Origin of the sequence: Hwanghaeella sp. (genome assembly GCF_965227365.1) — a bacterium.
Taxonomy (GTDB): domain Bacteria; phylum Pseudomonadota; class Alphaproteobacteria; order UBA8366; family Aestuariispiraceae; genus Hwanghaeella.
On record NZ_OZ245754.1, the window covers coordinates 1,483,539 to 1,509,400 of the forward strand.

27 protein-coding genes are annotated in these 25,862 nt (G+C 62.4%); 10 read left to right on the plus strand and 17 right to left on the minus strand.

Going from position 1 to position 25,862, the window contains the following annotated elements; genetic code table 11:
* Positions 1-18: 18 nt before the first annotated feature.
* Together ACQK2G_RS06530 and ACQK2G_RS06535 are read right to left on the minus strand one after the other, a co-directional pair.
* Positions 19-2,019, minus strand: a complete 2,001-nt coding sequence (locus tag ACQK2G_RS06530) for an ATP-binding protein (RefSeq protein WP_425404218.1) — start codon at positions 2,017-2,019, stop codon at positions 19-21.
* Positions 2,004-2,876, minus strand: coding sequence for a phosphate/phosphite/phosphonate ABC transporter substrate-binding protein (locus ACQK2G_RS06535; RefSeq protein WP_425404219.1), 873 nt, complete (start codon positions 2,874-2,876; stop codon positions 2,004-2,006). Before ACQK2G_RS06535 ends, ACQK2G_RS06530 begins: the two co-directional genes overlap by 16 nt.
* Positions 2,877-3,159: 283 nt before the next feature.
* On the opposite strand from ACQK2G_RS06535, the gene paaA reads away from it, so the two are divergent.
* The 5 genes from paaA (at position 3,160) to paaE (ending at position 7,371) form a co-directional block, all read left to right on the plus strand.
* Positions 3,160-4,173: a 1,2-phenylacetyl-CoA epoxidase subunit PaaA gene (gene paaA / locus ACQK2G_RS06540; RefSeq protein ID WP_425404220.1), complete on the plus strand. Its 1,014-nt coding sequence runs from the start codon at positions 3,160-3,162 to the stop codon at positions 4,171-4,173.
* Between the two features lie 141 nt (positions 4,174-4,314).
* Entirely contained in the window at positions 4,315-4,599 is a 285-nt protein-coding gene (gene paaB, locus ACQK2G_RS06545) for a 1,2-phenylacetyl-CoA epoxidase subunit PaaB (protein WP_425404221.1), read from the plus strand.
* Positions 4,600-4,651: 52 nt separating this feature from the next.
* The gene (paaC, locus tag ACQK2G_RS06550; protein WP_425404222.1) at positions 4,652-5,410 is read left to right on the plus strand and encodes a 1,2-phenylacetyl-CoA epoxidase subunit PaaC; all 759 of its coding nucleotides are present in this window, start codon (positions 4,652-4,654) and stop codon (positions 5,408-5,410) included.
* A 57-nt stretch (positions 5,411-5,467) separates the two neighbouring features.
* Positions 5,468-5,989: a 1,2-phenylacetyl-CoA epoxidase subunit PaaD gene (paaD, locus tag ACQK2G_RS06555; protein ID WP_425404223.1), complete on the plus strand. Its 522-nt coding sequence runs from the start codon at positions 5,468-5,470 to the stop codon at positions 5,987-5,989.
* A 248-nt stretch (positions 5,990-6,237) separates the two neighbouring features.
* On the plus strand, positions 6,238-7,371 hold the full coding sequence (gene paaE, locus ACQK2G_RS06560) for a 1,2-phenylacetyl-CoA epoxidase subunit PaaE (protein ID WP_425404224.1): 1,134 nt from the start codon (positions 6,238-6,240) through the stop codon (positions 7,369-7,371).
* 84 nt (positions 7,372-7,455) lie between these two features.
* Here paaE and ACQK2G_RS06565 read toward each other — a convergent pair whose 3' ends face one another.
* Positions 7,456-7,665 carry a dodecin gene (locus ACQK2G_RS06565; RefSeq protein WP_425404225.1) on the minus strand — a complete coding sequence of 70 codons (210 nt, stop codon included), beginning with the start codon at positions 7,663-7,665 and terminating at the stop codon, positions 7,456-7,458.
* Positions 7,666-7,898: 233 nt separating this feature from the next.
* Between ACQK2G_RS06565 and ACQK2G_RS06570 the strand changes: the two genes are divergently transcribed.
* Complete coding sequence (locus ACQK2G_RS06570) at positions 7,899-8,129, plus strand: hypothetical protein (RefSeq protein ID WP_425404226.1); 231 nt, start codon at positions 7,899-7,901, stop codon at positions 8,127-8,129.
* A gap of 167 nt (positions 8,130-8,296) precedes the next feature.
* Here the strand turns inward: ACQK2G_RS06570 and ACQK2G_RS06575 are convergent, their stop codons facing one another.
* The 5 genes from ACQK2G_RS06575 to ACQK2G_RS06595 all read right to left on the minus strand — a co-directional run bounded on the left by ACQK2G_RS06575 (position 8,297) and on the right by ACQK2G_RS06595 (position 10,935).
* A complete protein-coding gene (locus tag ACQK2G_RS06575; RefSeq protein WP_425404227.1) occupies positions 8,297-8,956 on the minus strand; it encodes a hypothetical protein in 660 nt (219 codons plus the stop codon).
* Between the two features lie 14 nt (positions 8,957-8,970).
* Positions 8,971-9,615 (minus strand): hypothetical protein, encoded by a 645-nt coding sequence (locus ACQK2G_RS06580; RefSeq protein ID WP_425404228.1) that lies wholly within the window; start codon positions 9,613-9,615, stop codon positions 8,971-8,973.
* A 211-nt stretch (positions 9,616-9,826) separates the two neighbouring features.
* Positions 9,827-10,201 (minus strand): VOC family protein, encoded by a 375-nt coding sequence (locus tag ACQK2G_RS06585; protein WP_425404229.1) that lies wholly within the window; start codon positions 10,199-10,201, stop codon positions 9,827-9,829.
* A gap of 124 nt (positions 10,202-10,325) precedes the next feature.
* Entirely contained in the window at positions 10,326-10,718 is a 393-nt protein-coding gene (locus ACQK2G_RS06590; RefSeq protein WP_425404230.1) for a type II toxin-antitoxin system HicB family antitoxin, read from the minus strand.
* A gap of 31 nt (positions 10,719-10,749) precedes the next feature.
* Positions 10,750-10,935, minus strand: a complete 186-nt coding sequence (locus ACQK2G_RS06595; RefSeq protein WP_425404231.1) for a type II toxin-antitoxin system HicA family toxin — start codon at positions 10,933-10,935, stop codon at positions 10,750-10,752.
* 174 nt (positions 10,936-11,109) lie between these two features.
* Between ACQK2G_RS06595 and ACQK2G_RS06600 the strand changes: the two genes are divergently transcribed.
* Positions 11,110-11,676: a PAS domain-containing protein gene (locus ACQK2G_RS06600; protein WP_425404232.1), complete on the plus strand. Its 567-nt coding sequence runs from the start codon at positions 11,110-11,112 to the stop codon at positions 11,674-11,676.
* A gap of 75 nt (positions 11,677-11,751) precedes the next feature.
* Here ACQK2G_RS06600 and fumC read toward each other — a convergent pair whose 3' ends face one another.
* Positions 11,752-13,149 carry a class II fumarate hydratase gene (gene fumC, locus ACQK2G_RS06605; RefSeq protein WP_425404233.1) on the minus strand — a complete coding sequence of 466 codons (1,398 nt, stop codon included), beginning with the start codon at positions 13,147-13,149 and terminating at the stop codon, positions 11,752-11,754.
* 288 nt (positions 13,150-13,437) lie between these two features.
* Between fumC and ACQK2G_RS06610 the strand changes: the two genes are divergently transcribed.
* Together ACQK2G_RS06610 and ACQK2G_RS06615 are read left to right on the plus strand one after the other, a co-directional pair.
* Positions 13,438-14,835 (plus strand): DUF3179 domain-containing (seleno)protein, encoded by a 1,398-nt coding sequence (locus ACQK2G_RS06610; RefSeq protein WP_425404234.1) that lies wholly within the window; start codon positions 13,438-13,440, stop codon positions 14,833-14,835.
* Between the two features lie 98 nt (positions 14,836-14,933).
* A complete protein-coding gene (locus ACQK2G_RS06615; protein WP_425404235.1) occupies positions 14,934-15,104 on the plus strand; it encodes a hypothetical protein in 171 nt (56 codons plus the stop codon).
* Positions 15,105-15,127: 23 nt separating this feature from the next.
* Here the strand turns inward: ACQK2G_RS06615 and ACQK2G_RS06620 are convergent, their stop codons facing one another.
* From ACQK2G_RS06620 to ACQK2G_RS06640, 5 genes are all read right to left on the minus strand, one after another.
* Complete coding sequence (locus ACQK2G_RS06620; protein WP_425404236.1) at positions 15,128-15,931, minus strand: DUF6675 family protein; 804 nt, start codon at positions 15,929-15,931, stop codon at positions 15,128-15,130.
* Positions 15,928-16,512: a hypothetical protein gene (locus ACQK2G_RS06625; protein ID WP_425404237.1), complete on the minus strand. Its 585-nt coding sequence runs from the start codon at positions 16,510-16,512 to the stop codon at positions 15,928-15,930. Before ACQK2G_RS06625 ends, ACQK2G_RS06620 begins: the two co-directional genes overlap by 4 nt.
* Positions 16,513-16,553: 41 nt before the next feature.
* Positions 16,554-17,654, minus strand: coding sequence for a mandelate racemase/muconate lactonizing enzyme family protein (locus ACQK2G_RS06630; RefSeq protein WP_425404238.1), 1,101 nt, complete (start codon positions 17,652-17,654; stop codon positions 16,554-16,556).
* A gap of 167 nt (positions 17,655-17,821) precedes the next feature.
* Complete coding sequence (locus ACQK2G_RS06635) at positions 17,822-19,180, minus strand: ATP-binding protein (RefSeq protein ID WP_425404239.1); 1,359 nt, start codon at positions 19,178-19,180, stop codon at positions 17,822-17,824.
* A 202-nt stretch (positions 19,181-19,382) separates the two neighbouring features.
* Positions 19,383-20,903, minus strand: coding sequence for an SLC13 family permease (locus ACQK2G_RS06640; RefSeq protein WP_425404240.1), 1,521 nt, complete (start codon positions 20,901-20,903; stop codon positions 19,383-19,385).
* Positions 20,904-21,237: 334 nt separating this feature from the next.
* Here ACQK2G_RS06640 and ACQK2G_RS06645 point away from each other — a divergent pair, with 334 nt between their 5' ends.
* Entirely contained in the window at positions 21,238-22,446 is a 1,209-nt protein-coding gene (locus ACQK2G_RS06645; RefSeq protein ID WP_425407621.1) for a ferredoxin reductase family protein, read from the plus strand.
* A gap of 205 nt (positions 22,447-22,651) precedes the next feature.
* On the opposite strand, the gene ACQK2G_RS06650 is transcribed toward ACQK2G_RS06645, so the two are convergent.
* The 3 genes from ACQK2G_RS06650 to ACQK2G_RS06660 all read right to left on the minus strand — a co-directional run bounded on the left by ACQK2G_RS06650 (position 22,652) and on the right by ACQK2G_RS06660 (position 25,672).
* Entirely contained in the window at positions 22,652-23,194 is a 543-nt protein-coding gene (locus tag ACQK2G_RS06650; protein WP_425404241.1) for a DUF882 domain-containing protein, read from the minus strand.
* Positions 23,195-23,312: 118 nt separating this feature from the next.
* A complete protein-coding gene (locus tag ACQK2G_RS06655; protein ID WP_425404242.1) occupies positions 23,313-24,905 on the minus strand; it encodes a L,D-transpeptidase family protein in 1,593 nt (530 codons plus the stop codon).
* 158 nt (positions 24,906-25,063) lie between these two features.
* Positions 25,064-25,672 (minus strand): hypothetical protein, encoded by a 609-nt coding sequence (locus ACQK2G_RS06660; protein WP_425404243.1) that lies wholly within the window; start codon positions 25,670-25,672, stop codon positions 25,064-25,066.
* Positions 25,673-25,862 lie beyond the last annotated feature (190 nt).

Here is a 25,862-nt window from a genome sequence, read left to right on the forward strand (position 1 = left end):
CTATAGGTAAACGATAAACTAGGCAACAGCGGTCTGGACGGTGTCTACGATTGCCTCTTCGCCTTCCACATCCGTCGATTGGCAGGGCAGGGTGATAATGAACTCCGTGCCGCCGTTCTTGCCGGGTCTTGCGTCGATTGTGCCGTCGTGCTTGTCGCAGACTATGTTGCGGCAGATCGTCAGTCCCTGACCCGTACCCTTGCCCGGCGGTTTGGTGGTGAAGAAGGGGTCGAAAATTTTTGCACGGATGTCCTCCGGTATCCCCGTGCCGCTGTCGCGAATGATCAATTCCACCGACCCGTCCAGGCTTCGTGTTTCGATTTCAATACGGCCCAGCCCGTCCTTGCCGCTGCTGTCGATCGCGTCGCTTGCGTTGACGATCAGGTTGACCAGCAACTGCGTCATCTGGCCGTCATTGGCGATGATCGGCGGTAGGTCCTCGTCGAGCTTCATGTCCAGCTCCGACCCGTATTTCCACTGATTGCGGGTTACGATGACCGTATTGCGGATGACCTCGTTCAGGTTCACCTGCTGTTTGTCCGTCGCGCCGGGATGAGCGTAGAACTTCACCGCGCTGATGATGTCGCGGATGCGCCCGACGCCTTCCAGGGACTGGTTCGCCGCAGCCGGCATTTCTTCAAGCAGGTATTCGTAATCGGCCTTTTGCAGCCGGCGGATCACTTCCTCTTCCCTGCCGCAGCTTTTCAGGTCCTCGCACAGGCCTTCGATACAGTCGAACAGGTCTTTCATCGATCCAGACAGGAAGTTCAGGTTGTCGCCGACATATTGGGCCGGGGTATTGATTTCATGGGCCACGCCGCCGGCCAGCGTGCCCAGGCTTTCCAGTTTCTGTTTCTGCATCAGGTCACGTTCCAATTGCCTGTTCTTATCGGCGGCCTCGAACAAGTTCGTGACATCGCTCTCGACCAGCACGATCCCGCCGTCGCGCATCTTTTCCTGGGTTGTCTGTATGATCCGGCCGTCCGGCAGCTTCGTTTCCCAGCGGCGGTAGGCGCCGGGATTGGCGTGACGTTCCATGCGGCCCACGACGGCATCTGCTTCTTCCGACCGGCTGTCTTCCGCCTGCTCGGTGTCCGGCTGCAGCAGTTCGCCCTCCAGCACATCCTGCAGGACGGGCAGGTGGCGATAATTGGATCCGGGCCGGACCTTGCTGCGGTCCAGGCCGAACATGGCGCAGAAAGCGTCGTTCACGTGGACGATGGTCAGGTCCGCCTCCAGGACGGCGACGCCCTGCGGCATGCTCTCTATGGCGTCGTACAGCCGGTCTTCGGCCGCGGCCCGGCGCGCTTCCGCTTCGGCGCGGGCCTCTTCCAGGCGCTGCGCATAGGTGTTCAGGAATTCGGACATGGTGTTGAAGCTGATTGCCGTCTGGGCCAGTTCGTCGCTGCCCCGCACCGCTGTCTGATAGCCGAAATCGCCTTTCGCGACCTGCTCGGCGGCTTTCTGCAGACGCACCAATTGGGCGGTCAGGATCTGTCCCAGCAGCAGACCGAAAACCGCGACGATGGCGATTTCAGCCCCCGCGATGCCCAGCATCCATTCGCGGGCATCGGCAATCGTATCCTTCAACTCGCTCGTGGACATGCCGAGTTCGACCCGGCCGAACGGGCGGCCCGCCACCACGATCGGCGACCAGACGTCCAACCGGTGGTCGTCATTGGTGTCGGCGATGGTGGAATCCTGCTTGAAGGGCAGGACCAGGATGTCGATCGGCCCTTCCTGGGAGACAATGGTGCCGTCTTCCAGCCGGACGCGCGCGTATTCGATGCCGGGATTGGAGACGGCCTGATAGACCAACTCGTCCAGGGTGGCGATATCCAGGGCGACCGTGGCGTCGGCCGTCATTGTCGCCAGCAGGCGGCTCGCGGTCTGGGCCTGGGCGACGATCCGGTCTTCGTTGGAGGTGGTGATGTAGTTGATGCTGCTGATGACCAGGACGGCCAGCATCAGGAATTCGATCGCCGCTATCCCGATAACGGTTTTCAGCCGGAATGACATCGGTTGCCTATTTCATCCACGATTTGCGTCTGGGTCTTGTCCAGGTTCAGCGACCGGACATCGTCCCAATCCGCGTTCTTCCCTTCTTCAAACCCTAATATACCCAGATTTTTCAGGATGTCGCCGTCGGCCTCGGTCATGGCCAGCAGGGCCGACTTCAGGCTGTCGCGCAGCGCGGCGTCCAGCAACGGGTGCACGGCGATGGCGTGCGGCGTGTAGGGTGCGGTCTCGTAAAAGATCTCCAACTGGTCGCGGATCTCGGGCGCCAGGGTGTTCCAGGTCCGGCGCACGCCGCCGCCGGCGTCGTGCAGGCCCAGTGCGACGGCCCGATAGACGGAATCGTGGGACCGCACATAGTCGGGGGTGAAGTCGATGCCGTTCTTTTTCAACTCGGCGCGCGGGATCACACTGGCGCCGAAGGCGGCCGGGCTTGGAAAGGCGATCTTGGCGCCCTGAAGGTCCTTCAACCCGGCTTTCGGGCGGTCCTTGCGGGTCACCATAAGTCCTTGAAGTTTTTTGTCCTTTTGCCGTGCGATGGCCTCGTACCCCGGGGCGTCATGGAACACGACGTAATGGTAGGGGTTCATATAGGCGACGTCATAGGCACCCTTGGCCAGGCAGGATTCGAAGGTCGGGATATCCTTGGCGGTCGCAAATTCGATCTCCCGGCCGAGCTTTTCCGACAGGTGCCGGGTCAGTGGAATCCAGACCCGGGCCAAGCGGCTGGCCGATTGCTGCGGCACCACGCCGAAAACGACCGTTTTCCGTTCCGAGGCCGCAACCGCTCCCGCGCCGGGCAAAGCCTGCGTGAAAAAGGTGACGGCCGCGATGGCGGCGGCGAGAAATGATCGTTTCATCCGGATCGGTCCCCATTGGATTTCCAGGCGCTTTCAGAAGTATCGGACCGGGCCGGATCGCCATACCCCCAAATGGGGATGGTTCGACCGCCGATTTCAGGCGGCGCGCCGGATCAGGACGAACTTTATGATACACTTTTTTCGTTGAAATTGAAAAATCCATATCATATTCTAGGCGTAGATCGGGTGGATAACATGCCCGCGATGCGTGCCGGATTTTGAAATCGGTGGCGTCGGCGGGGAACAAGACGGCACCAGTACGAAAACAGGACGGAAACGCGACATGGCCTATACGATCGCCGAAAAACCGGAAGAGGCGCGTGCCTTCGCCGCCGAAACGGATCGCAACGAGGATCCCGCCAAGCGGGCCGCGTTCGACGACCGTGTCGCCGCGGAAGGCAAGGTGGAACCGCGCGACTGGATGCCGGAAAAGTATCGGAAAACCCTGGTTCGTCAGATTTCCCAGCATGCGCATTCGGAATATGTCGGCATGCTGCCGGAAGGGAATTGGGTGACCCGCGCGCCCAGCCTGCGCCGCAAGGCCATTCTGCTGTCCAAGATTCAGGACGAGGCCGGGCATTCGCTCTACCTCTACAGCGCGGCGGAAACGCTGGGCGTTTCCCGCGACGATCTGCTGGAGGCGCTGCATGACGGCCGCGCCAAATACAGCAGCATCTTCAATTACCCGACCCTGACCTGGGCGGATGTCGCGGCGATCGGCTGGCTGGTCGACGGCGCCGCGATCGTCAATCAGGTCTCGCTGCAGCGCTGCTCCTACGGCCCCTACAGCCGGGCGATGGTGCGGATCTGCAAGGAGGAAAGTTTCCATCAGCGCCAGGGTTACGAGGCGATGATGGCACTGGCCCAGGGAACGCCCGCGCAGAAGAAGATGGCGCAGGATTCCCTGAACCGCTGGTGGTGGCCGAGCCTGATGATGTTCGGGCCGAGCGACAAGGACAGCCCGAACAGCGAACAGAGCATGGCCTGGCGGATCAAGCGCGATTCCAACGACGACCTGCGCCAGCGCTTCGTCGATATGACCGTGCCGCAGGCCGAGTATCTGGGCCTGACCGTTCCCGACCCGGACCTGAAATTCAATGAGGAAACCGGCCATTACGATTTCGGCGAGATCGATTGGGATGAGTTCTGGCAGGTCGTGAACGGCAACGGCATCTGCAACCGCGAACGCCTGCAGGACCGGCGGAACGCCTGGGACAACGGCGCCTGGGTGCGGGAAGCCGCCATGGCGCATGCGGAAAAGAAACAGGCCCGGAAACTGGCCGCCGCCGCCGAATAGGGCGCCGAATAGAGCCGCCGAATAGGGCTGGTCCATAGAGCCACGTTAAGAAACGCGGCGGCCGGTGCCGCCACAAACACAAGAACCCATCGCGGCGCGGCAGCCATGCCCCCGCGCACCGTATCAGGCAGGAGTAAACCCATGTCCAAGGAATGGCCCCTTTGGGAAGTCTTCACCCGCAGCAAGGCGGGCATGCATCACCGCCATGCCGGCAGCCTGCGCGCGCCGGACGCGGAAATGGCGATGCAGAACGCGCGCGACGTCTATACCCGCCGCGGCGAGGGGGTGAGCATCTGGGTCGTCAAATCCGCCGATATCACGGCCTCCGATCCGGACGACAAGGGCATGCTGTTCGACCCGTCGGACGACAAGATCTATCGCCACCCGACCTTCTACGACATCCCCGATGAAGTGGGTCATATGTAGAGTCCGATAGGCTCCGCAACGCATTGAACAGAAAAGAAATTCGGGGATCGTTATGAATAAGGATCAACATGTCGAATTCCTGCTGAGGCTGGGCGACAACGCCCTGGTCCTCGGCCACCGCCTGTCGGAATGGTGCGGCCATGCGCCGGTCCTGGAAGAGGACATCGCCATGACCAATGTGGCGCTGGACCTGATCGGCCAGGCGCGCCTGCTCTACAGCCATGCGGGCGCGGTCGAGGGCAAGGGCCGCGACGAGGACGCCATCGCCTATCTGCGCGACGTGCTGGACTGGCGCAACTGCCTGCTGGTCGAACAGCCGAACGGCGATTTCGCCGACACGATGGCGCGCCAGTTCCTGTTCGACGTCTGGAATTTCGAGGTCTTCTCCGCGCTGACCAAATCCGCCGACGAGCAGTTGGCCGCGATCGCCGCCAAGGCGCTGAAGGAGGTGAGCTACCACCGCCGCCATAGCGGTGACTGGGTGATTCGCCTCGGCGGCGGAACGGAAGAAAGCCGCAGCCGCATGGTCGCCGCGCTGGACCGCGTCTGGGGTTTCACCGACGAGATGTTCCAGATGGACGAAACCGACCGCGCGGCGCTGCAGGCCGGTATCGGTCTCGATCTGGAAGCCCTGCGCCCGGCCTGGGAGGCCTATGTCGGCGCGGTGCTCGCCGAAGCGGGGCTGGAAAAGCCCGCGGTCACCTGGTCGGTCAAGGGCGGCCGCACCAAGGGCCATCACAGCGAGCATCTGGGCTATCTGCTGGCCGAACTGCAATTCATGCAGCGCGCCTATCCGAACAGCACCTGGTAGGGCGCCTGGTAGGGTGCCTTGGACGGACAAGGACGGCGGGAAGCGAAGGCGACGGCGATGACACTCACCCCCATGACGGATCCGGACCTGGCCGAACGCGCGGCCTGGGCGGTGCTGCGGGACGTGACCGACCCCGAGATCCCGGTCCTGACGCTGGAGGATCTGGGCGTCATCCGCGCGGTCGCGGTGGATGCGCAAGCCCATGCCGCGCATGTCACCATCACGCCGACCTATTCGGGCTGTCCGGCCATGCAGACGATGGAGATCGACATCCGCGACCGCCTGCTGCGCGCCGGGTTCAAGACGGTCGAGGTCGAAACGGTCCTGTCGCCCGCCTGGACGACCGACTGGCTGAGCGAGACCGGGCGCGAGAAGCTGCGCGATTACGGCATTGCCCCGCCGGCCCGGGGGCAGGGTACCGGCAAGGCGGTGCTGATGGGGCACGACCCGGTGGTCGCCTGTCCGCAATGCGGGTCGGAAGACACCAAGCCGATCAGCGAATTCGGCTCCACGGCCTGCAAGGCGCTCTATCGCTGCAACAGCTGCCTTGAGCCCTTCGATTACTTCAAATGCATTTGAGGGAGAGCGGTCTGAGATGAAGTTGAACCGTCGGGACAGGGCTTTGGCCCTGCCGTTCCGGTCGATTTGGAAAAGCGCCCGCCGCGTTGCCGCCGATCACCGATGCGCCGCATCGCCTTCGCGACGGCGCCTAACGGGCACTTCTCCAAATCGATCCCGATCGGTCCCCCTTCACCCCAGAACGCTCCAGGCTCGCGGCCAGAGAGTCGGCGATTGCCAGATACAACATGTGTAAGGAAACGCAGATCATGTCGAAATTCCACCGCCTGACCGTCAGCGATGTCCGCCGCGAAACCGACGACACCGTCTCCATCGCCTTCGCGGTGCCGGAAGACCTGAAGGCGGATTACCGCTTCACGCCGGGCCAGTATCTGACCCTGAAGGCGGAACTGGGGGGCGAGGACGTGCGCCGCACCTATTCCATCTGCAGCGCGGCCAATGATTATGCGGGCGCGGGCGAATTGCGGGTGGCGGTGAAACGGGTCGAGGGCGGTCTGTTCTCCTCCTACGCCAATCAGAACATCGCCAAGGGCGACCGGATCGAGGTGATGGTACCGGACGGGCGCTTCACCGTGGCGCCGGACCCGGCCGCCGCGCGCAGCTATGTCGCCTTTGCCTCGGGCAGCGGCATCACCCCGGTCATGTCGATGATCAGATCCGTTCTGGCGGCGGAGCCGGACAGCAGCTTCACCCTGTTCTACGGCAATCGCAGCACCGGCAGCATCATCTTCCGCGACGCGCTGGAGGATTTGAAGGACCGCTATCACGACCGCTTCACCCTGGTGCATGTGTTCAGCCGGGAGTTCCAGGAAGCGCCGCTGTTCAATGGCCGCCTCGACACCGAACGCGCCGGCCAACTGCTCGACGCGCTGGTGGAACTCGACGACGTGGACCGTTTCCTGATCTGCGGCCCCGGCAGCATGATCGCCGACGTCACCGCCGCGCTGGACGCGCGCGGGGTCGCCAAGGACAGGATCGGGTTTGAGATGTTCACGCCCGCAGACGGATCCTCCCCGATGGCGAAACCGGCCGCGGTTTCCGCCGCCTCAAGCGGGGCGGGCGGTTCCGACATCGCCGATCTGGCCGGTCCGGGGGCGGAGGCGGAAATCACCGTGGTGCTGGACGGCACGCGGACCAAATTCGCGCTGAAGGGGGACGGCGAAAACATCATGGCCGCCGCCCGTGAGGCCGGTGCCGATGCACCGTTCTCCTGCACCGGCGGTGTCTGCGCCTCCTGCCGCGCGCGGCTGAAGGAAGGCCGGGTGGAGATGGACGTCAACTTCGCCCTCAGCGACGAGGAACTCGCCCAGGGCTATATCCTCACCTGCCAGTCCCACCCTCGTACCACGCGGGTCGTTGTGGACTATGACGATGCGGTGTAGGCACGCCGCCCTGCAGGTCTAAAACGACGGCCCTGGCCGCGCGCGGGCCGGCCCGGCCTCCCGGGCTTCGCCGATAGGATCGCGTCAGCCGTCGTAGCGGAAGCCGAGTTTCAGGGCGACCTGATAATGCGCGACCTTTCCGTCCACGATGTGACCGCGGGTCTCGGAGACTTCGAACCATTCGAGGTTCCGGAGTTTCTTCGATGCCGTCGAGATGGCGTTTTCGATCGCGTCTTCGATCGACTTGTCCGAGGACCCGACGATCTCACTCAAGGAATAGACATTGTTGCTCATGGGGCTTTCTCCTTTTTCCGGACAACGACCGCAGTCGCGCATCGTGTCGATTGATACGTAAGACTAACGTGGAACGGGTGGGCCGGTTGCGATGCGTTTTCGCCGGTCGCGACGTTTTCCCAACGGGCAGGTCGTGCCCGCAAAGGGTCGGAACCGCCGCCCTCCGTTCCGCTACACCGCCGGCATGAGCGGGTCGGAACCCCCTGCCGATCTCCGGGGATCCGGAAGCGCATTTGCGCGCGATCTCCCGCCAATCGGAACAAAGGTTCGACGCATTGGCCGATGAAGTTCACCGCGCTCAAACCGATGCGCAGGAGCATAGTCTACGGGAAGAAGCCGAGGACGAACACCGCCGGCGGCGTACACTGGAAACCGGCCAAAGCGTCTCACTGGAAGACGTCTGGATCAAGCTGGGTGTTCGCGCGAAGAAACTTGGTTACAGCTTATTTGACTGTTTGATTTAGCAGGGTGGTGCTGTTCGCTCGATAAGCGAGGAAAATAAAGTAAACTGTCACCGTAATCCTGTTTGCTCGATAGACGGGTAGAAAATTAGATAAACTATCGTTCTGATCCCAAGGCGCTAATATTTCCAGGAAGAATCTCAGGTAACAGAGTTTAAATTTTGGAGAAGTCACTCACTACTGTCGCATCGATAAAAGTATCGGGTTCCTTGTTCATCCACGATTTGCCAAGGTTCGCTGGCGAGTGGGCTCCAGTTCTCGCTCATAACAGTTTTTTCTACCGGTGCATTCGCTTTCAATCGAACACTGACTTGCACGCCAGCATCTTGCCAGTTGGTTGGTTCACACGTGATACAAGAACCAGCTTCACCGGTGCACCAGCTTTGAATAACCGACGATTTCGGCCCCGCAGTTGGACCAATCTTTAGGTTCTGAAGAATTTTGTTCGATGTAGAGCCGAGATCTATCTGCAATCCCTGTTCGCGCTTCCAGCGATTTGCAACTTGCCCAATTGGTTCTGCTGGCAAGGATACACCGTTCACAATACGGTGGGCTTTTCCTCTCTGTTCCAAGCAATTGGTCCACGCTTCTACTTGGACCGCCGCAACGTTGGTAGAAGACTCCAAAACCGCACCTACATCGACATTCGCTTTGCCATCTTTCCCCGTCTCAACTTTAACTCCCCCCACTTTCTTTGCGCCGAGAACGACAGCACAGTCGCAAACGATCTTATCCTGTTCACAGCTATCGCGTAGAACCAACCACGCTATGAATGCCCCGACCAACAGCGCGAGGCTGAGGATGATGGCTGTTGCAGTGCTCGCGTTCATCTAGCTGGGCTTTCTCAATTGGGGAAACCGCATCCCGGAAAGAAGCGTGCCGGCGACCAAAATGTCTTAAACATTACCCAAAGGTTTTCTGCTTGTATCTCAATACAGCCAGGAGATAGGGTTCCGCTACCGATGTCTTGAGAGCCTACAACTCCATTGGTAATTTCGCTGCGGTCCATACTCCTGAATTTTTCCGCGTTGGACCTACTGAAGGCGGTCCAAATTTGACCTTTTTGTGACTGGACGAGTTTTTCGACGGCATAAAGTTCTTTAATATTGATTGTAGAATCTCGCCCTAATATGGCGTCATTGTTGTATTGATCGACTGCGGCCACGGTTAAATAGAGAAGAACAGCTTCAACTAGCTCCCCTTCCCCTTCTGCTCCCTCAAGTGCCATTATTGTGTTTAGACCGGGCTTTGGACTTGATGCTTTGATACCTAGCGATTCTAGTGCTTGGTAGGCTGCAACTTCTCGCTCTCCAAACATGTTATAGTCTATCGTGCATCTGTCGCCGCTTTCGCTTGCACTGCAGCTTGAGTTACCTTCCCCGTCTGCTTTGACCGAAGGGCAAGAGCATTTCACTCCGGCCATTGCCACAGCAGTTGCTGTGAAGAACAGCGCAGACCCTACGAACATTCCCCGCCAGAAAACGCGCATTTGACCGCCTCCATCAATATCAACGTATGGCTGGTCCAGTGAATCTGAAATTGAACTCGGAAAGATTGTGAATACTACTATGATACCACCTCAGGATCAAGTTTGTCTCGTAGATATGATGACATGGCCGTAATCGCGGCCTATTTCCCATAACTCCTCCGGTTGCCCACTTTGTTTCCGAAACTGCAACGGGTGCCCGGATCAACAGACCTTATTCAAACGTTCCTTCGTCCCTGAGGGAGCATAGGTTGCCGTCGGGGTCGGTGAAGTTGGCGATGGTTCCCCAGGGATGGCTTTCGACCGTCAGGGGGACGCCCTTGCGCCTGAGTTCGGCCGCCGCCGCCTCGACATCCTCGACATTGAAGCGGAGTTTGGTCGGGTTCTGGTCGACCGTCTTGGTCTCGGCCGGGTCGGGGCCGCCGCCCTCGATCATCAGATAGGCGCCGCCATAATCGCAGCAGGTCAGTTTCGAGCCGGGCTCGTCCTTCGCATACATCACCGGCAGGCCCAGCGTGCCGGTATAGAAGTGGACGCAGGCGTCGTAGTTCCTGGTGAACAGGATGATCCCCAAACGCGTGAACCGCATCGTCCGTCTCCTCTATTCCGATCCCACCCGCAGCGAAGCCGGGCGGCCAGGGCGGGGTTTTGGTCGCCCCGTGCGGCTGGGGGCGCGTACAGGGCGACAGCCTGATCCAGCCGCAACAAGTCCATTACATCCGCGCGAGTTTTTCCTCCGCCGCATCGGCCAGGAAACGACTGCGGCCCCGGGGGCCGGCGGCCTTTTCGATCTTGCGCAGGATGCGTTCGTTCATGGTGATGGTGACCGGCACCGCCTTGCCGGGCAGTTCCGCGGAAATGAGGGCGAGGCGCACGATTTCATCCGGTGCGGCGGGATCGGCGTCGACTGCCCCCGCACTATCCGGTTCGGGGATGTCTTCGCCGACTTCCGCCATCGTGTCGATCCAAAGCTGCAGGGCTTCGGTCGCATTGCGGATCGCCTCTGCCTCGGTCGCACCGGCGGCGAAACAGCCGGGCGCGTCGGGAAAGCTGACGCCCCAATCGCTTTTCTTCTGTTTCCGCAACACGGCGATGTAGTCGGCCATGTGACACCTCCTTGACCGGAACGCCCGGCATTCAAAACGTCAGACCCGAAACCTTTTCGATATCCCGCAACGTACCCACAGGCAGGTCTCGTTTCGGGTGGGGAAGAACAACGATGCCCGGACGCGTCGCATGTTTGAAGATATGATGATCGCCTTTGACGCGGACCAATTCCCAGCCCGCCTTCTCAAGCGCCTTCATGATCTTGCGCGTGTGCATCGCTTCCCCGGCCTCTTTATATGTATATATACGTAGTGGTTTCCCTCTGCCAGGGAAATACGTATCAGTCCGTATTTTTGAGGGTAGCCGCGATATTTGTTCCCGTTTCCCTGTCCGGCCGGTTTGGCTAATATGCTTGGATGATTTTGGATTTGTCGGGAAAGTCCGGCTGCAATGAGTGAAAACCCGCAGAATCGCAACTATCAGAACCGCAACTATACGGCCGATAGCGCGCCGCTGTCGGCGCTGTCGCATCCGGACCATGTCTGGCTGTACGACTATTGGCGCGCGAAGAAGCCGGAAGGCGGGCTGCCCAGCCGCCGGGATATCGACCCGACCGACTTCCCCAAACTGTTGCCCAGGGTCGCCATGATCGCGGTCGAGAGGGGGCAGGGCGGCAACGAATACCGCTATCGCCTGGCCGGCACGGAAATCGTCACCCGCGCCGGGCGCGACCCGACCGGCAAGTGTTTTGCGGATCTGTACGAGGGCGACTATCTGGCGACGGCGCGCGCGCTTTACGACGACCTGTGCGAGACGCGCCGGCCGCATTACTCCGAACGCGTCTTTCCCATCGGCGACGGCGAAAGCTATCTGCGTTACGACCGGTTGATCCTGCCGCTGGCGTCGGATCGCCAGACCGTCGACCAATTCGTGCTGCTGATCGTCGTGGTGGAGCAGACCGGGCTGACGCACCGCGCCGGCAGCTTCACCCGCGCCGGGCGGGGGCCGCGGGACTGACGGTTTGTCTGCCTGACCGGCCGAGCCTCACGCCCTCAGCCCCTCACGCCCTCAGCTTCTCACGCCCTCAGACTCTCACTCAGTTGGCCCGATCATCCGTTCCGGGCGCACCAGTTCGTCGAATTCCTCCGCGGTGACGTAACCCAGCGCCAGAGCCTCCTGGCGCAGCGAGGTGCCGTTCCTATGGGCGGTCTTGGCGATTTCGGTCGCCTTGTCGTAACCGATGGCGGGCGCCAGGGCGGTGACCAGCATCAGGGAGCGTTCCATCAGGGCCTTGATGTTGTCCTCGTTCGCCGTGATGCCGGCGACGCAGCGATCCGCGAAACTGACCGCGGCCTCGGCCAGAAGCTTGATCGATTGCAGCATCGCCTGGGCCATGACCGGCTTGTAGACGTTCAGCTCGAAATGGCCCTGGCTGCCGGCGAAGGAGATCGTCGCCTGATTGCCGTGGACCTGGGCGCAGACCATGGTCAGCGCCTCGCACTGGGTCGGGTTGACCTTGCCGGGCATGATCGAGGAGCCGGGCTCGTTTTCCGGCAGCGAAATCTCGCCCAGGCCGGAGCGTGGGCCGGAGCCCAGGAAGCGGATGTCGTTGGCAATCTTGAACAATGAAACGGCCACCGTGTTCAAGGCGCCATGGGCATGGACATAGGCGTCGTTGGCGGCCAGGGCCTCGAACTTGTTGGGCGCCGTCCGGAAGGGCAGGCCGGTGATGGCGGCGACCTCGGCCGCGAATTTCTCGTCGAACCCCTTCCTGGTATTCAGGCCGGTGCCGACCGCCGTGCCGCCCTGGGCGAGGGGGTAGAGGCCGTCCAGGCACGCCTCGACCCGATGGATGCCCAATGCCACTTGCGCGGCATAGCCGCTGAATTCCTGGCCCAGGGTAAGCGGCGTCGCGTCCTGCGTATGGGTGCGGCCGATCTTCACGATACCGGCCCATTCCCGGGCCTTGCCGTCCAGGGCCCGGTGCAGATGTTTCAGGGCGGGCAGCAGGGCGTTCACGATCTCCCCCGCCGCGGCGATATGCATGGCGGTCGGGAAGGTGTCGTTTGAGGACTGGCCCATATTGCAATGATCGTTCGGATGGACCGGATCCTTCGACCCGATTTCGCCGCCCAGCAGTTCCATGGCGCGGTTCGCGATCACCTCATTCGCATTCATGTTGGACTGGGTGCCGGACCCGGTCTGCCAGACGACGAGCGGAAAATGGTCATCGAATTTCCCGGCGGCGACCTCGCCCGCGGCCTGGCCGATCGCCCCGGCAATCGCCGGGTCCAGCAGGCCCTGGTCCCGGTTAACCCGCGCGGCGGCCTGCTTGATGACCCCCAGGGCGCGGATCAGGGGAAGCGGCATGGTTTCGCCGCCGATCGGGAAGTTCATCAGCGAGCGTGCCGTCTGCGCGCCGTAATATTTGTCCCTCGGCACGTCGAGCGTTCCGAAGGAGTCGCTTTCCTGGCGGATGGTCGGGGACATGGCGGCGTTTCCTGACTTATGGCGATGGAGCTGGACGATCGAAGAGGGGCCTGCTGCGGCCTCCTTTTCAGATAGGCATCCTAACGGTTTTGTCGACCCGCGATCCAATGGACGGATTGGCGGCGGGGTTGGCGGCGGGATTGGCAGCCGGACCGTCGAGGGTCGGTCCTCACCGAAAGCTGACCCAGTCGTGATTGGCCGCGCGTTCCGTTTGCGCGGATGCTTGAAGCCGGGAAGAGCGCGGCGATTGAACCGCGCAGGCAACACCAAACGGGCGAGGGCGTTTTCATGCTGGCGGCATATCGGTCAAAATTCAGGGTCGGCCTTGTCGCCGCATTGGCTCCATTGGCCGTATTGACCGGGCTGGCCCTGTTCTGGTCCGCCGGGGCGCGGGCGCAGGGCGACCTGCCGGATTACGTAATCGCCGAATTCGGCGCGCCGCCGGCGATCCCCGCCGGCCCGCTGCCGCAGGCACTGCGGGAGGCGGTGGAGACCGCTTTCGTCGTCAGCGCCGAAGGCGCGCTGTGGGGGCCGGAGCAAGAGGCCGCGCTGGCGCAGGTTGCGGCGTCCGGCGATCCGCGGCTTGCCTGGATCATCGCCGATTTCCTGCGCTTCATCACCCAGCGGGATCTGCATGTAAGCCTGGCGCAGGCCGCGGCGGCACTGCTGGGGCAGGACCTGCCGTCCGAGCGGTATTGGGGTTTCGTGACCGACCGCCTGATGGCCTGGGACGTGCCGGCGCCGCCGGACTATCTGCGGGTGAAACGGGTGATCTTCACCAGCGTCATTCCCGGCTGGGAGAAGATTTTCGTCGACGGCGATGTGGATTGGCGGCATGTCTCCTGGGGCGGGGTGCTGATCGACGACCGCCCCTACGATCAAACGGACGAGGTCTGCAACTGCATCCCCGCGGCGGACAACCCGCCGGTCAGCAGCGCGGCCGAGGCGACCTGGCTGAAGGACGAGGATATCGTCTTCGGCATCGCGGTGAACGGGGAATACCGGGCCTATCCGCGGCGCATCATGGAAGTGCGCGAGATGGTCAACGACACGTTGGGCGGGCGCCATCTGGGTATTCCCTATTGCACCCTCTGCGGGTCGGCCCAGGCCTATTTCACCGATCGCCTGCCGGACGGGATCGAACGGCCGGTGCTGCGGACCTCGGGCCTGCTGATCCGCTCGAACAAGGTGATGTACGACATCACCAGCCATTCGGTCTTCGATACCTTCCTGGGCAGGGCCGTGACCGGGCCGCTGTGGGAAAAAGGCGTTCGACTGGAACAGGCCAGTGTCGTCACCAGCGACTGGGGCAGCTGGCGCAAGGCGCATCCGGAGACGACGGTGCTGGTTGAGGCGCTGGCGCTGGGCCGCGATTTCGATTTCCGCAATACGCGCGACGCGGACGGGCCGATCTTCCCGGTCGGCGATGTCGATCCGCGCCTGCCGGTGCATGAGGATGTCATCGGCGTGATTACCGAAAGCGGCAAAGCGGTGGCTTTCCGGCGCAGCGCGGCCCTGCTGGCCCTGCGCCGGGGCGAGCAGATCGCTTTCGAGAATATCCGCCTGGCCCTCGATGCCGGCGGCATCCGGGCGGTGGATGCCGACGGGACGAATCTGGGCAGCCATCAGGCCTTCTGGTTCGCCTGGTCCCAGTTCCATCCCGACACCGCCCTTTGGCCCGAGTGAGGGCCGCCATACTGACCGATCGCGCGCGATGGTGTAGAATGAGCTCTGCCGTCGGAAGAAAGTTGGCGCTGCGGGATCTCGCGCGGCGCGGGAGGTGAATGTCGATGGTGTCCACGGGTATCAGGCCGGCCGCGGGTGACGGAAACAGCAACCCGTTGATGCGGAAGCGGCCGCCGGCGCCGCCGCGCCTGACCGCCGCGCGTCTTGCCGTGCTGTTCCTGGCGGGGCTGTTGCTGCTTCTGGTCTCGGCCGGGCTGTTGGCGGATTAGGTTGGCGCCGTGAAGGGGGCCGCTCACTTCGCCAGCGGCGGCGCGTCGTCGCCTTTCCTGCCTTGCAGAAAGCGGAAGAACGCGGCGGTGCGGTTGATCAGGGAGGCGGGCTCCGCATCCGGATCGCCGCGCAGACCGGCGAGCCCGTAGTACGCCCAGTTCCCGTCGCCCAGCCGGTCGATGACATGCAGGGAGACCAGCGCCCGCGCGGCGAAGCGTTCGATGAAGGCGAAGCGGATCGGGCTTTCGTTCACCACGTCCAGGACCAGCCGGTCCGGCGTCTTTTCCAAAACCCGCATGCTGTAAAGATTGTCGCCGGTGGAGCGGGTGTCGTTCTGCCGGAACCACAGCGTTACGCCGGATTGCATCTCCGCCGCGGAGAAGTCCGGGCGCCTGGTCGCGTCCCCGGTCCAGTCCCGGTTGTTTGCGTCCGGACCTTGCAGCGCGGCGGCGTCCGATACGAGTTCGCGCCAATCCTGATCGGTGGTCGACCAGTAAAGCATTCCCACGGTTTCGGAGATGGCGCCGGCGCGTTCGGCCAGATCGTCCACCGATCCGGTGAAACGGACCTTGCCCGCCACCGCGGTTATCACGTCCAACCGCCCCTGCAGCCGGCTGCCGCAGCTTTCCGGTTCCGACGCAGCTGCATCGCGCCAGGCCGCCACCGCGGGCGGCTGATCCGCATCGGCATAATCCGGTGACGGCCGGGTTCCGGCCGGGCAGGGCAGGCGCGGCGTGTCGCTTGCGGCGACGGCGGGCGACGCAAGAACGATCAGGGCCGATATCAGGAAGGCGGAGAGGACCGTGCCGTCCTTCCCGTGCCTCACCTCTTGTCCTCGATGAAGCCGAAGGCCTCCATCCGGAAGACATCCGTCGAGCCGTTTTCCAGGTCGTATTCGGTGCGGTCGCCCTGATCCTCGAACCGGGTGCCGTAGAAGTGGAGATGCAGCAGCGGCTCTGTCCCGACGCCTTCGATGGCGTGGATGCCGTCGGGCAGCAGGGAGACCGCCGTGCCGGGTTCGCAGGTCAGCGTATCCTTCAGGATCGGCCTGCCGGGAACGCTCGGGTCAGCTTGGTAGAGGTAGTGCTTCTCCTGGCCCTGGACGGCGGCGATCATCGCCCAGGACCCGCCATGATCATGCGGGCGATAGGTCATGCCGGGAATGGCGGTGATGGCATAGAGTGCGGCGCCGTTCTCGTTGTCGAAGATCAGATAGGTGCGGTCCGTCGCCCCGCCATCGGGCGCGGGGAAATCCTCCGCCGGAAACAGGTCCCGGCGCTCGGCGAGGGCCATCAGATACGGCTTCGCCGCCTCCATCTTTGCCACCGTCGGCTTATCGCCGATCACGGAGAGGATGCGTTCGGCGGTTTCCGTCACGGCCTGCCGACGCTGCTGTGCGATGGTCATGTTGCGGTCTCCTGTTTCAGTCATGGTGCGTGCCGCACGCTTCAGTCGGCGGGATCATGCGCCGCGTCGAGCCTGTCCCAATCGAAGGTGACGCCGGTGCCGGGTGTGTCGACGGGCGCGACGGCGAGGCAATCCTCCACCACCAGCGGGCGGGTCGTGTATTCGTCGATCGGGAAGCTGTGGACTTCCATCCAACCGGCATGTTCCTGGGCCGAGAGCAGGCTGGCATGCAGTTCCTGCATCCCGTGGCTGCAGATCGGGATGCCGTTGCGCCGGGCGAGCCCCGCCACGCGGAGCCAGCCGGTCACGCCACCGCAATTCGATGCGTCGGGCTGGATGAAGGCGAGGTTCGAATAGCGGAAGGCATGTTCGAATTCGTGGATCGTGTGGAGGTTTTCCCCCATCGCCACGGGCATGCCGGTCTTCGCCGTGATCCGGGCATAGCCTTCGTAATCGTCGGGAATGATCGGTTCCTCGAACCAGATCAGGTCGTAGTCCTTGAAGGCGGCGGCCGCCTCGATTGCGCGGGGCAGTTCATAACCGTAATTGGCGTCGACCATGAAGCCGGTCTGCGGCCCGATGGCGTCCCGCACGGCGGCGACGCGGGCGACATCCTCGGCCAGGTCGGGCTTGCCGACCTTGATCTTCACCGCGTTGAAGCCGTCGGCCAGATGGCCCTTTACGCTGTCGACCAGTTTTTCCTGCGAATAGTTGAGGTCGATCCCGCCGCGATAGGCGCGGCAACGGTCATGGGCGCCGCCCGCCAGGGCGCACAGGGATTTGCCCTGCCGCCTGCCGCGGGCATCCCACAGGGCAGTGTCGACGGCCGAGATCGCGAAGGAGGCGATGCCGCCGCGGCCGACATAATGCATATGGGTCTGCATCGCGTCATACACGGCTTCGACATCGGCGCCGTCATGGCCAGTCAGGAAGGGGGCGAGGTCATGCGCGATCATCGCTTCCACCGCCCGGCCGCCGCGCCCGCCGGTATAGGTATAGCCGACCCCCTCGCTGCCGTCGGACAGGCGCACCACGGCCAGGACCAGTTCGAAATGGGTATGGTCCCCGTGCATCGCGTCGCTCAGTACTTCCTTCAGCGGCAGCCTGTAATAGCGCGCCTCGACGGCCTGAATTTCCGCCATGCTGATCCTCCCCCGATCCGGTTGCGGCGATCGTTTCGGCCACTGTCTGCAAGAGCTTCCGGAATGTCCATAGACAGGGGCGGTGTTATGGGCGGGCGCCTGGAGGAGCGGTCCCTCTCCCGAAAGGGGATGGCGGCTCCCGCCGTGTGGACCGCGGCCGGAGATGCTCAGTCGGGCGCGGAGGGAAAGAAGACCGTTACGGTGGAGCCGGCCCCGACATCGCTGTCGATGGCAAGCGTTCCCCCGTGCAGTTCGACCAGTGACTTGGTGATGGACAGGCCCAGGCCCCATCCCTTGTCCGCGATTTCCGCGCCGTGTACGCCCCGGCGGAAGGGGTCGGTCAGGGAGGCGATCTGGTCTTTGGAAATACCGCTGCCGTTGTCGGCGACTGCGATTTCGACACCCCCCTCCGTGGCGATGGAGGTGATATCGATCCGCCCATTGTCCGGAACGTGCTTTGATGCATTGCCGAGCAAGTTCAACAGGACCTGCGTAATGGCGCGGCGATCCCCGTAGATCGTCAAATCCGCGTCCGGCACGAAATGCAAGTCCATTTCCAGGGTCTTGTCGCCCTTCTGCCCTTCAACGATGCGTGCGCATTCCCGGACCAGGGGCGCGCATTGGATATGTTCCATGGTCAGGGTCTTCTGGCCGGCCTCGATCGCGGACAGATCGAGCAGGTCATTGACCAGATTCAACAGATGCTTGCCGCTGTCATGAATATGCTTGGCATACTCTTTGTACATGCCGGCACCGGGCGGCCCCAGATACTGGCCGCTCAGAACCTCGGAAAAGCCGAGGATCGCATTGAGCGGCGTCCTCAATTCATGGCTCATCATGGCGAGGAACTGTGATTTGGCGGTGCTCGCGGCTTCTGCTTCCTGCAACGCTTTTTCCAGGGCCTGCTCCGCCAGCATTCTTTCCGTGATGTCGATGTTCAGGATGAAGGTGAAGCCGTCAGGCGTCTTTTGTTCGCGAAGTTCGAGCCACAGCCCGTCACTGCGTTTCTGGATGATCGGCCCTTTCGGATTCCTGTGCTGCTCCAACCGTGTTTGGATGAAGGTCTCCACATCGACGTCCAGGTCCAGGATGTGATCGGCCTCGAAATTCGCGCGAACCAGATCTTCGAATTTCACGCCCGGCACGTATAGATGCGCCGTCTTCGCGTTCCAGGATCGCATGCGCTCGTTGCAGAAAATCATCCGGTCGTCGGCATCGTACAGGGCGATGCCGTGCGCGAGGTTTTCGAGGGTGCGGGTCAGAAGCTGGTAGGTGTCGCGTGAGCGGATACTCGCAATCGTGACAAGGTCCAGGCTCGTTTCGCCTTCAAACTGCTCGGTGATCCGGGAGTTGATGCGATTGGAGATGCTCTCGATCTTGCGTTCGTAGGGCTGCGGGTCGGCGATGGTGGGATAGGTCTTCGCGGACCCTTCGTAGTCGAGCAGGATGCTCCGAACCAACTTGTCGATCGCTCGGTCGATCTCGACAGGAATGTCGAGATTATCTCTTGACCAATTGGCAGCCAAACTTCAGCGCCTCCCTGCCGTGCGCATCCTCCGGGGCAAGCCAAGCTTCGCCGCCCAAATCATATTAACATTAGAATATACCAATTGAACATTGTTTCCAGTGCTTTTGGGATTTGGCGCCTTCCGTGCTCGGCCGGTCCGGCTGAGACCAGGCGGCGGAACAGGGTGCAGACAAGGCCGTTCGGTTGTCCCGGAGGCCACGTCAGGTTCCGAAAACAAGCGGCGCGAGCAGCCAGACGGTGCCGGCGATGACGGCGATGGCAGTGACGTTCACCAGAAAACCGGCCCGGGCCATGTCGGGGATGGTCAGTTGGCCGCCGCTGAAGACGATGGCGTTGGGGGGCGTCGCCACCGGCATCATGAACGCCATGGAAGCGGCGAGGGCCGCCGGCACCAAAAGCATCATGACCGGTGCATCGATCGCGGTGGCAAGTGCGGCGATCACCGGCAGGAAGGTCGCCGTGGTCGCGGTGTTCGAGGTCAACTCGGTCAGGAAGACGATGACGGCGGTGAGGATCAAGACGATCGCGAATAGCGGCAGGGCCTGGAAGACGGTCAGGCTTTCGCCGATCCAGGCCGCGAGGCCGCTGGCCGAGACCTGCTCGGCCAGACTCAACCCGCCGCCGAACAGGATCAGAACGCCCCAGGGCAGTTTCCTGGCCCATTCCCAGTTCAGCAGGAATTCACGCTTTTTCAGATCGACCGGAATACAGAACAAGGCGACGCCGGCGGCGATGGCGATGCCTGCGTCGGACAGACCCGCAAGCGGCACGGCGAGGACCTCCACTCCCTGCAGGACAGGGCGGAAAATCCAAAGGGCGGCGGTGGCCAGGAAGACCGCGAGCGTGCGTTTCTCGGCCTTGCTCATTTCCGGCAAGGCGTGTGCTTCCCGCCGGATTGCATCGGCTGCGCCGGGCAGGGCCTCTGTCCCGAGCCGGAAGACGACCCGGGTCAGGATCAGCCAGCCGAGCAACAGCATGACCAGTGCGGTCGGAAGGCCCAGCGCCATCCATTGCGCGAAGCCGATGGTAATACCCAGATTGGCGGTGACGAAGCCCGCCAGCAACGCGTTGGGCGGTGTGCCCACCAGTGTCGCGACCCCGCCCATCGACGCGCCATAGGCGGTCGCGATCAGCAATGCCTTGGCAAAGGGGGGCGCCGCGTTCCCGGCGGGATCCGCCGCGCTGTCGTCGTGCCGGTCGGCCCGCAGCACGATGGCGATGACCGACAGCGCGATCGGCAGCATCATGATGGTGGAAGCGGTGTTGGAGATCCACATGCTCAACCCCGCGGCGACGGCCATGAAGGCGGCGACCAACTGGCGCGGACGAGTACCGGTCCGGGTCAGCACGGCGAGCGCGATGCGCCGGTGCAGCCCCCATCGCTCCACCGCCAATGCGATCATCAGCCCGCCCATGAACAGGAAGATCAACGGATTGGCATAGGGCGCCGCGACCGCTTTCATCGACCCCTGGCCGAGCAACGGGAAAAGCGCCAGCGGCAGCAGTGCGGTGGCGGCAACCGGCACGGCCTCAGTCAGCCACCAGACCGCCATGAGACCGGCGACCGCGGCGACGGCCCAGGCATCCTCGCTCATGCCGCCGGGCGAGGGCAGCAGGCGCAGCAGCACGAATGCCGCCGGACCCAGCATAATCCCGAACCTGGCCGGCAGGCGTTGCCCTTCTATGTGCTTGCGGTGCGGGTGGGGGATGCGGTCGCTCATTCCGGTAGCAAACGGGCCGGGGCGCGAATATGCAAGAACGGCGTGCGCGTCGGCATGCATCGGAGGTGTTCGCCCATATCGAACTGGGCTAAGCTTCCGATCGAAATCATTGATCTTCTTGCTGATTGGGGGGCGGGTCATCCATGACCTATCAGAGACATGACGGAGCGGTCCGCTGAAACCGGATGAGCATCCAAACTGGCCGCGACTGTCTTCGCGCCTGGCCGGGCCCGCTTTCGTACTGCTTTATCTGGCGGTCCTTCTGCTGCCGGCGATAGCCGCCTGGCTGCAGGGGCTGCCGCCACGCCGCTGGCAGGACGACCTGTCCTCCGGGCTGGCCCTCTGCGCTTTTGCAGGCGTAATGATGGAGTTCCTCCTGTCGGGCCGGTTTCGTTTCATTTCCAGCCATATCGGCATCGATGCGACGATGCGCGTGCATCAGTTGATGGCGCGGATGCTGACGCTGGCCCTCATCCTGCACCCGTTTCTCTATACCGGTGGCGGAATCAATTCGCCGATGGTCTGGGATGTGACAAGACAGGCCAGTCTCAATTTCGGTCTGGCCGGCGTGCTGACGGGACTGGTTGCCTGGATCGCGCTGATAGTCCTGGTTCTGATGGGGATGTTTCGCGAAAAACACAGCGGCGGGTACGAGGCCTGGCGGGCGTCGCATGGCTTCGCGGCCCTGATCGTCGCCGTTTTCGGGACTGTGCATGTGCTCAGGGCCGGGCGTTACAGCGAGGCTCCGTTACTGACCTGGTTCTGGATCGCCATGCTCGTCATTGCGATCACCACGCTAGTCTGGGTCTATGTGCTGAAGCCGCTTTGGCAGATCGGTCATCCCTATACAGTACGCTCGCTGCGCCGGATCGCGGACCGGACCTGGGAAGTCGTTATTGCGCCCGATCGCGGTGAGGCGATCCAGTTCGAGGCGGGCCAGTTCGTCTGGCTCAATATCGGGAACAGCCCGTTCTCGCTGTTCGAAAACCCGTTCTCGATCGCCTCCGCGCCGTCGCAGCGGGGGGAACTCGCTTTCGTCATCAAGGAGGTCGGGGATTTCACCCGCAGCCTGGGCGGCATCGCGACAGGCACGCGGGCCTATGTCGACGGGCCGCATGGCAACATGACGATCGCCGGCCGAGGCGGCGCGGGGATCGCCCTTTATGCCGGCGGTGTCGGCATCGCCCCGATCCTGTCGATCCTTCGGGAATTGCGCGAAAGCGGCGATCCCCGACCGGTAATGCTTCTTTATGGCAACCGGGCGGCGGACCAGATCGTCTATCGCGAGGAATTGCAGGAAGCCGCACGGCGCATGGACCTGCAGGTCGAGCATTTCCTCATGGAACCGCCGGCGGACTGGCGGGGCCGGACAGGGGTGATCGACGAGGCCGCGCTGGCCGAGGCATTCCGGAACCGCGACGCCGCCGACTGGCTGCATGTAATTTGCGGTCCGTTGCCGTTGATCGAACGGATAGAAAAGGCATTGCTGTCCGACGGTGTCCCGTCGAGCCGGATCCTGTCCGAGCGCTTTTATTACGATTGATCCCGTTTCAAAGGGGCAGGGAAATGACGGAAAGACAGAAACTTCTGACCATCGTCTATGGGGTCAGCGTCGTCATCCTGTTGGTGTCGATCGCTTTCGCCTTGCGATGAAGGTGGGGCGAAGAAGGGGCGTGGCCGAGGGGTGAAAAGGACGGGGCGGCTCAAAGCCGCCCCGAAACGCAATCCGATTAACCCGTGCCCGTGAGTTACCAGTAACGTACCGGGCCGACATCCACATGGACGAAGTTGGATCTTACATACTTGCCGACGCCGCCGGCCTTTAGGGCCTTCGCGGCCTTGTGCAGACGGTCCAGGTCCACGCGTTCGGCCCGAATGTCCGAGGCCATACCGCGCATGTGATAGCTCTTCTTGGCGACACCGTTTCCGTTAGCGGCCAGTTTCGCATTGGTCTTCGGCGAACGGTATCCGGAAATCAATTGAAAGCGGGGCTGGGCTTCGACCACTGCCGACAGGGCATAGAGCGCGTCGTACAGATTCTGGTCGATCTCGAAGACATCACCGGTTCGGTGGTCCCGCATGATGGTGTTCAACTCGGCCAGGGCATCCGGGTTGTAATGTCCTTGTTCCCAGAAGGTCGCCTTGCATTTTTCACCCGTATGCAGGCTTTCCACCGTCAAGGTTCGGTGCTCCGCCCGTTGCAGGGCGAATGCAGGTCCGCTGCCCAACACGGCCGAGAGGGCAATGGCCTGGGTAATGAAACCACGTCGACTAACGGGGTTGGTGATCAATCTTCGGCTCCTTCGATATCCGTTGAAGATTTTTCTGCAAATTTGCTAACGAATGGCTAACGAATGCCATTATTTCCACATTTTTTCTATCAGTATTCGCGCTTGCCGCGAAATTGCCTTATTTCGGGCTGCTCCGCAGGGACTCCTGCAGGGTTGCGTCGCGCTCGTAAATATCCGGCCGAAATTCAATCGTTCCGCCCTCGCCGACCCAGGCGGTCGCATAGGTGATGTAGATCGGCATCTGTTTGTTCAGCGGCACTTTGACCGGACTGTCCAGGTTCATCGCCTTGTCGATTTCCGGTCCGGTCCATTTCGGTTGATCCGCCAGCAGCAGGGTCGCGAGCGCCGTCGGTTGCTCGACCCGGATACAGCCGGAACTGAAAGCGCGGCTGGCACGGCCGAACAGATTCTTGTCCGGCGTATCGTGCAGGTAGACGCTGTATTTGTTCGGGAACATGAACTTGACCCGACCGAGCGCGTTCTTCGGCCCCGCCGGCTGGACATAGCGGTAGGACATGAGCTGCGAGGTCGGGGCCTGCCAATCGATCGCCTGCGGATCGATCACCTGGGCGTCGTGGTTCCAGCTGCTGAAGATGCGGATGCCTTTCTTGGCAAGAAACTCCGGGTCCTTCCGCATGCCCGGGATGATGTCTTCCCGAAGGATGGTCGGCGGGACCGTCCAGGTCGGGCTGAATTCAAGGTAGGATATCGCGGCCGAGAAGACGGGCGTGCGCCGGAAGGGACGTCCGACAACGACCGCCATTTCCAGGCTGGGGACGCCCAGTTCGAAGACTTCCAGGCGGAAACCGGCGATGTTCACCAGGATATAGTCGTTGCCCAGATCGCTGGGCAGCCAGCGCCAGCGTTCCATGTTGACGGCAATCTGATCGATGCGCGCCGCGATCGAAATATTCATCTCCGCCAAGGTGTTCTTGCCGACCACGCCGTCCGGCTCCAGCCCGTGCCGTTTTTGGAAACGGATCACGGATTGGACGAGAACCGGGTCGTAGAGTTCGCCCTCGGTCCCGTTGGGTTTTGCGACGAGGTCACCGAGCTTGCCGAGGCGGTCGCGGATGAGCGGAACGCGGGGATCGGCCATGCCCGGTTTGATCGAGGGGCCGGCCGGGATCGGCGCCATTTCTACCGATGTCGCTATGGCGCGGTAGGTGGAGAGTGCCCGCCGCAGCGCCCGATAGGGCGCATTGCCCGGTACCGCGTTTTGCAGCGCCACTGCGATATCCGGCGCTTCGGTCAACATGGTCAGTGCCTGAACGGCGTCAAAGGCAGCGCCGGCCTCGGTGCCGTCGGTGTCCGGCAGTCGGCCATGCCGCACTTCGTACAGGAAATGCAGAACCTGGCCGGTGATTTCCAGGTCCAGCAGCAGGCCGTGCGGGCCGTCTGCGGCGATCCGCGCAATCAACGCGGGCGCGTCGTAATGGGTCGGGTCCAGTCCTTCCTGGTCCGCCGCGGCGAGATGGGCGAGAGCCTTCTTCGCGCGGCTGTTCGGCTTGCCGTCCTCAAGCCATAGGGGCGCATTGTCCCGTGCGGCATAGAACTCCTGAATCGCCGGCCAGACCGGCGCGATCACGGAGTGCTGTAATTCTTCGGGAAGGGCTATGTCGGTCGGGTGTGTATCGGCCTGCGCCGGAAGAGCGAGGGCCAGTGAGAAGGCCATCGGCAATGCGAAGATTGCGGGGCGGAGGACACCCATTTAGTCCGTTCCATCGGTGTTGTCACAGACATCGTCGATATCACGATGCGGGTTGCCGGTGCAACGCGGGATATCGGACGAGAAAGCGGCCCGAACGGTGGCGGGCGGCGGCGTGCGCCGGTGGGAAACGGCCGTGCGCCGCTGGCAGGTATTCCGCGTTAGACCCGGACCATATCCTCGAAAGTGTGATCAATCCCGTGGCCGATATCGATGATGTCGCGTCTCACTAGGTTGGCGCCGAGCAAGGCCTGGTTTTCCTTCGGGCCGAATCCCAGGTCTTCCGTCGTCTGGTCCGAGAACAGGATCTGACCCGCCTCGCCGTCCCTGGCCGGGGCCAGGGGCAGGGCGACGGCTTCCGCATACATTAATTGTCCGGAGGTGTAGACCTGCTGCAGGTCGGCACGGAAGCCGCAGGGCGTCTCGACGACCATTTCCATTACCCGTTTCACGGAGGCGACGCGGTCGGTCGGCACATAATCGTAGTAGTTCACCCGGGCGGTCGGAAAACTCATCCGTTCCCGGAGGTTTTCGCCGATAATCCGGAATTCACATCGATGGTCTTTGATGACGGAGCCGAGGGCAATATGCGGTGTGGACGCGGCGAAATCCGATATGTCGAGATCGGTGAATTTTGGCGGGTGGTTGCCGTTCGCGTGGAGATACTTTGCATATCCGGCAATGAGCCTGCGGCCCGACTCGGTTTTACAGCGAGCCGAGATTTCATCCAGGTTCCCGACAAATTCAGGTTTCTTGGAAACCCATTCCATACAAAACCCCTTACCCCAGGTAATCGAGGTAACACCCCTTACAATCAGTCCTATTGTCGACTGTATAGAGTTAACTATCCACTAATATGGATGTCGAAAAGGGAAAAGTGCGGGGTGAGGGCGGGTAACACGGTCGTTCACGTTCGCAGGAGGGGCGATGCCCGACCGGTTCTCATCCGTTTTCGCCGCG

Coding starts and splice junctions, on each gene's coding strand:
- ACQK2G_RS06530 (WP_425404218.1), bottom strand. CDS start 2,019: ATGTCATTCCGGCTGAAAACCGTTATCGGGATAGCGGCGATCGAATTC.
- ACQK2G_RS06535 (WP_425404219.1), bottom strand. CDS start 2,876: ATGAAACGATCATTTCTCGCCGCCGCCATCGCGGCCGTCACCTTTTTC.
- paaA (WP_425404220.1), top strand. CDS start 3,160: ATGGCCTATACGATCGCCGAAAAACCGGAAGAGGCGCGTGCCTTCGCC.
- paaB (WP_425404221.1), top strand. CDS start 4,315: ATGTCCAAGGAATGGCCCCTTTGGGAAGTCTTCACCCGCAGCAAGGCG.
- paaC (WP_425404222.1), top strand. CDS start 4,652: ATGAATAAGGATCAACATGTCGAATTCCTGCTGAGGCTGGGCGACAAC.
- paaD (WP_425404223.1), top strand. CDS start 5,468: ATGACACTCACCCCCATGACGGATCCGGACCTGGCCGAACGCGCGGCC.
- paaE (WP_425404224.1), top strand. CDS start 6,238: ATGTCGAAATTCCACCGCCTGACCGTCAGCGATGTCCGCCGCGAAACC.
- ACQK2G_RS06565 (WP_425404225.1), bottom strand. CDS start 7,665: ATGAGCAACAATGTCTATTCCTTGAGTGAGATCGTCGGGTCCTCGGAC.
- ACQK2G_RS06575 (WP_425404227.1), bottom strand. CDS start 8,956: ATGAACGCGAGCACTGCAACAGCCATCATCCTCAGCCTCGCGCTGTTG.
- ACQK2G_RS06580 (WP_425404228.1), bottom strand. CDS start 9,615: ATGCGCGTTTTCTGGCGGGGAATGTTCGTAGGGTCTGCGCTGTTCTTC.
- ACQK2G_RS06585 (WP_425404229.1), bottom strand. CDS start 10,201: ATGCGGTTCACGCGTTTGGGGATCATCCTGTTCACCAGGAACTACGAC.
- ACQK2G_RS06590 (WP_425404230.1), bottom strand. CDS start 10,718: ATGGCCGACTACATCGCCGTGTTGCGGAAACAGAAGAAAAGCGATTGG.
- ACQK2G_RS06595 (WP_425404231.1), bottom strand. CDS start 10,935: ATGCACACGCGCAAGATCATGAAGGCGCTTGAGAAGGCGGGCTGGGAA.
- ACQK2G_RS06600 (WP_425404232.1), top strand. CDS start 11,110: ATGAGTGAAAACCCGCAGAATCGCAACTATCAGAACCGCAACTATACG.
- fumC (WP_425404233.1), bottom strand. CDS start 13,149: ATGTCCCCGACCATCCGCCAGGAAAGCGACTCCTTCGGAACGCTCGAC.
- ACQK2G_RS06610 (WP_425404234.1), top strand. CDS start 13,438: ATGCTGGCGGCATATCGGTCAAAATTCAGGGTCGGCCTTGTCGCCGCA.
- ACQK2G_RS06615 (WP_425404235.1), top strand. CDS start 14,934: ATGTCGATGGTGTCCACGGGTATCAGGCCGGCCGCGGGTGACGGAAAC.
- ACQK2G_RS06625 (WP_425404237.1), bottom strand. CDS start 16,512: ATGACCATCGCACAGCAGCGTCGGCAGGCCGTGACGGAAACCGCCGAA.
- ACQK2G_RS06630 (WP_425404238.1), bottom strand. CDS start 17,654: ATGGCGGAAATTCAGGCCGTCGAGGCGCGCTATTACAGGCTGCCGCTG.
- ACQK2G_RS06640 (WP_425404240.1), bottom strand. CDS start 20,903: ATGAGCGACCGCATCCCCCACCCGCACCGCAAGCACATAGAAGGGCAA.
- ACQK2G_RS06655 (WP_425404242.1), bottom strand. CDS start 24,905: ATGGGTGTCCTCCGCCCCGCAATCTTCGCATTGCCGATGGCCTTCTCA.
- ACQK2G_RS06660 (WP_425404243.1), bottom strand. CDS start 25,672: ATGGAATGGGTTTCCAAGAAACCTGAATTTGTCGGGAACCTGGATGAA.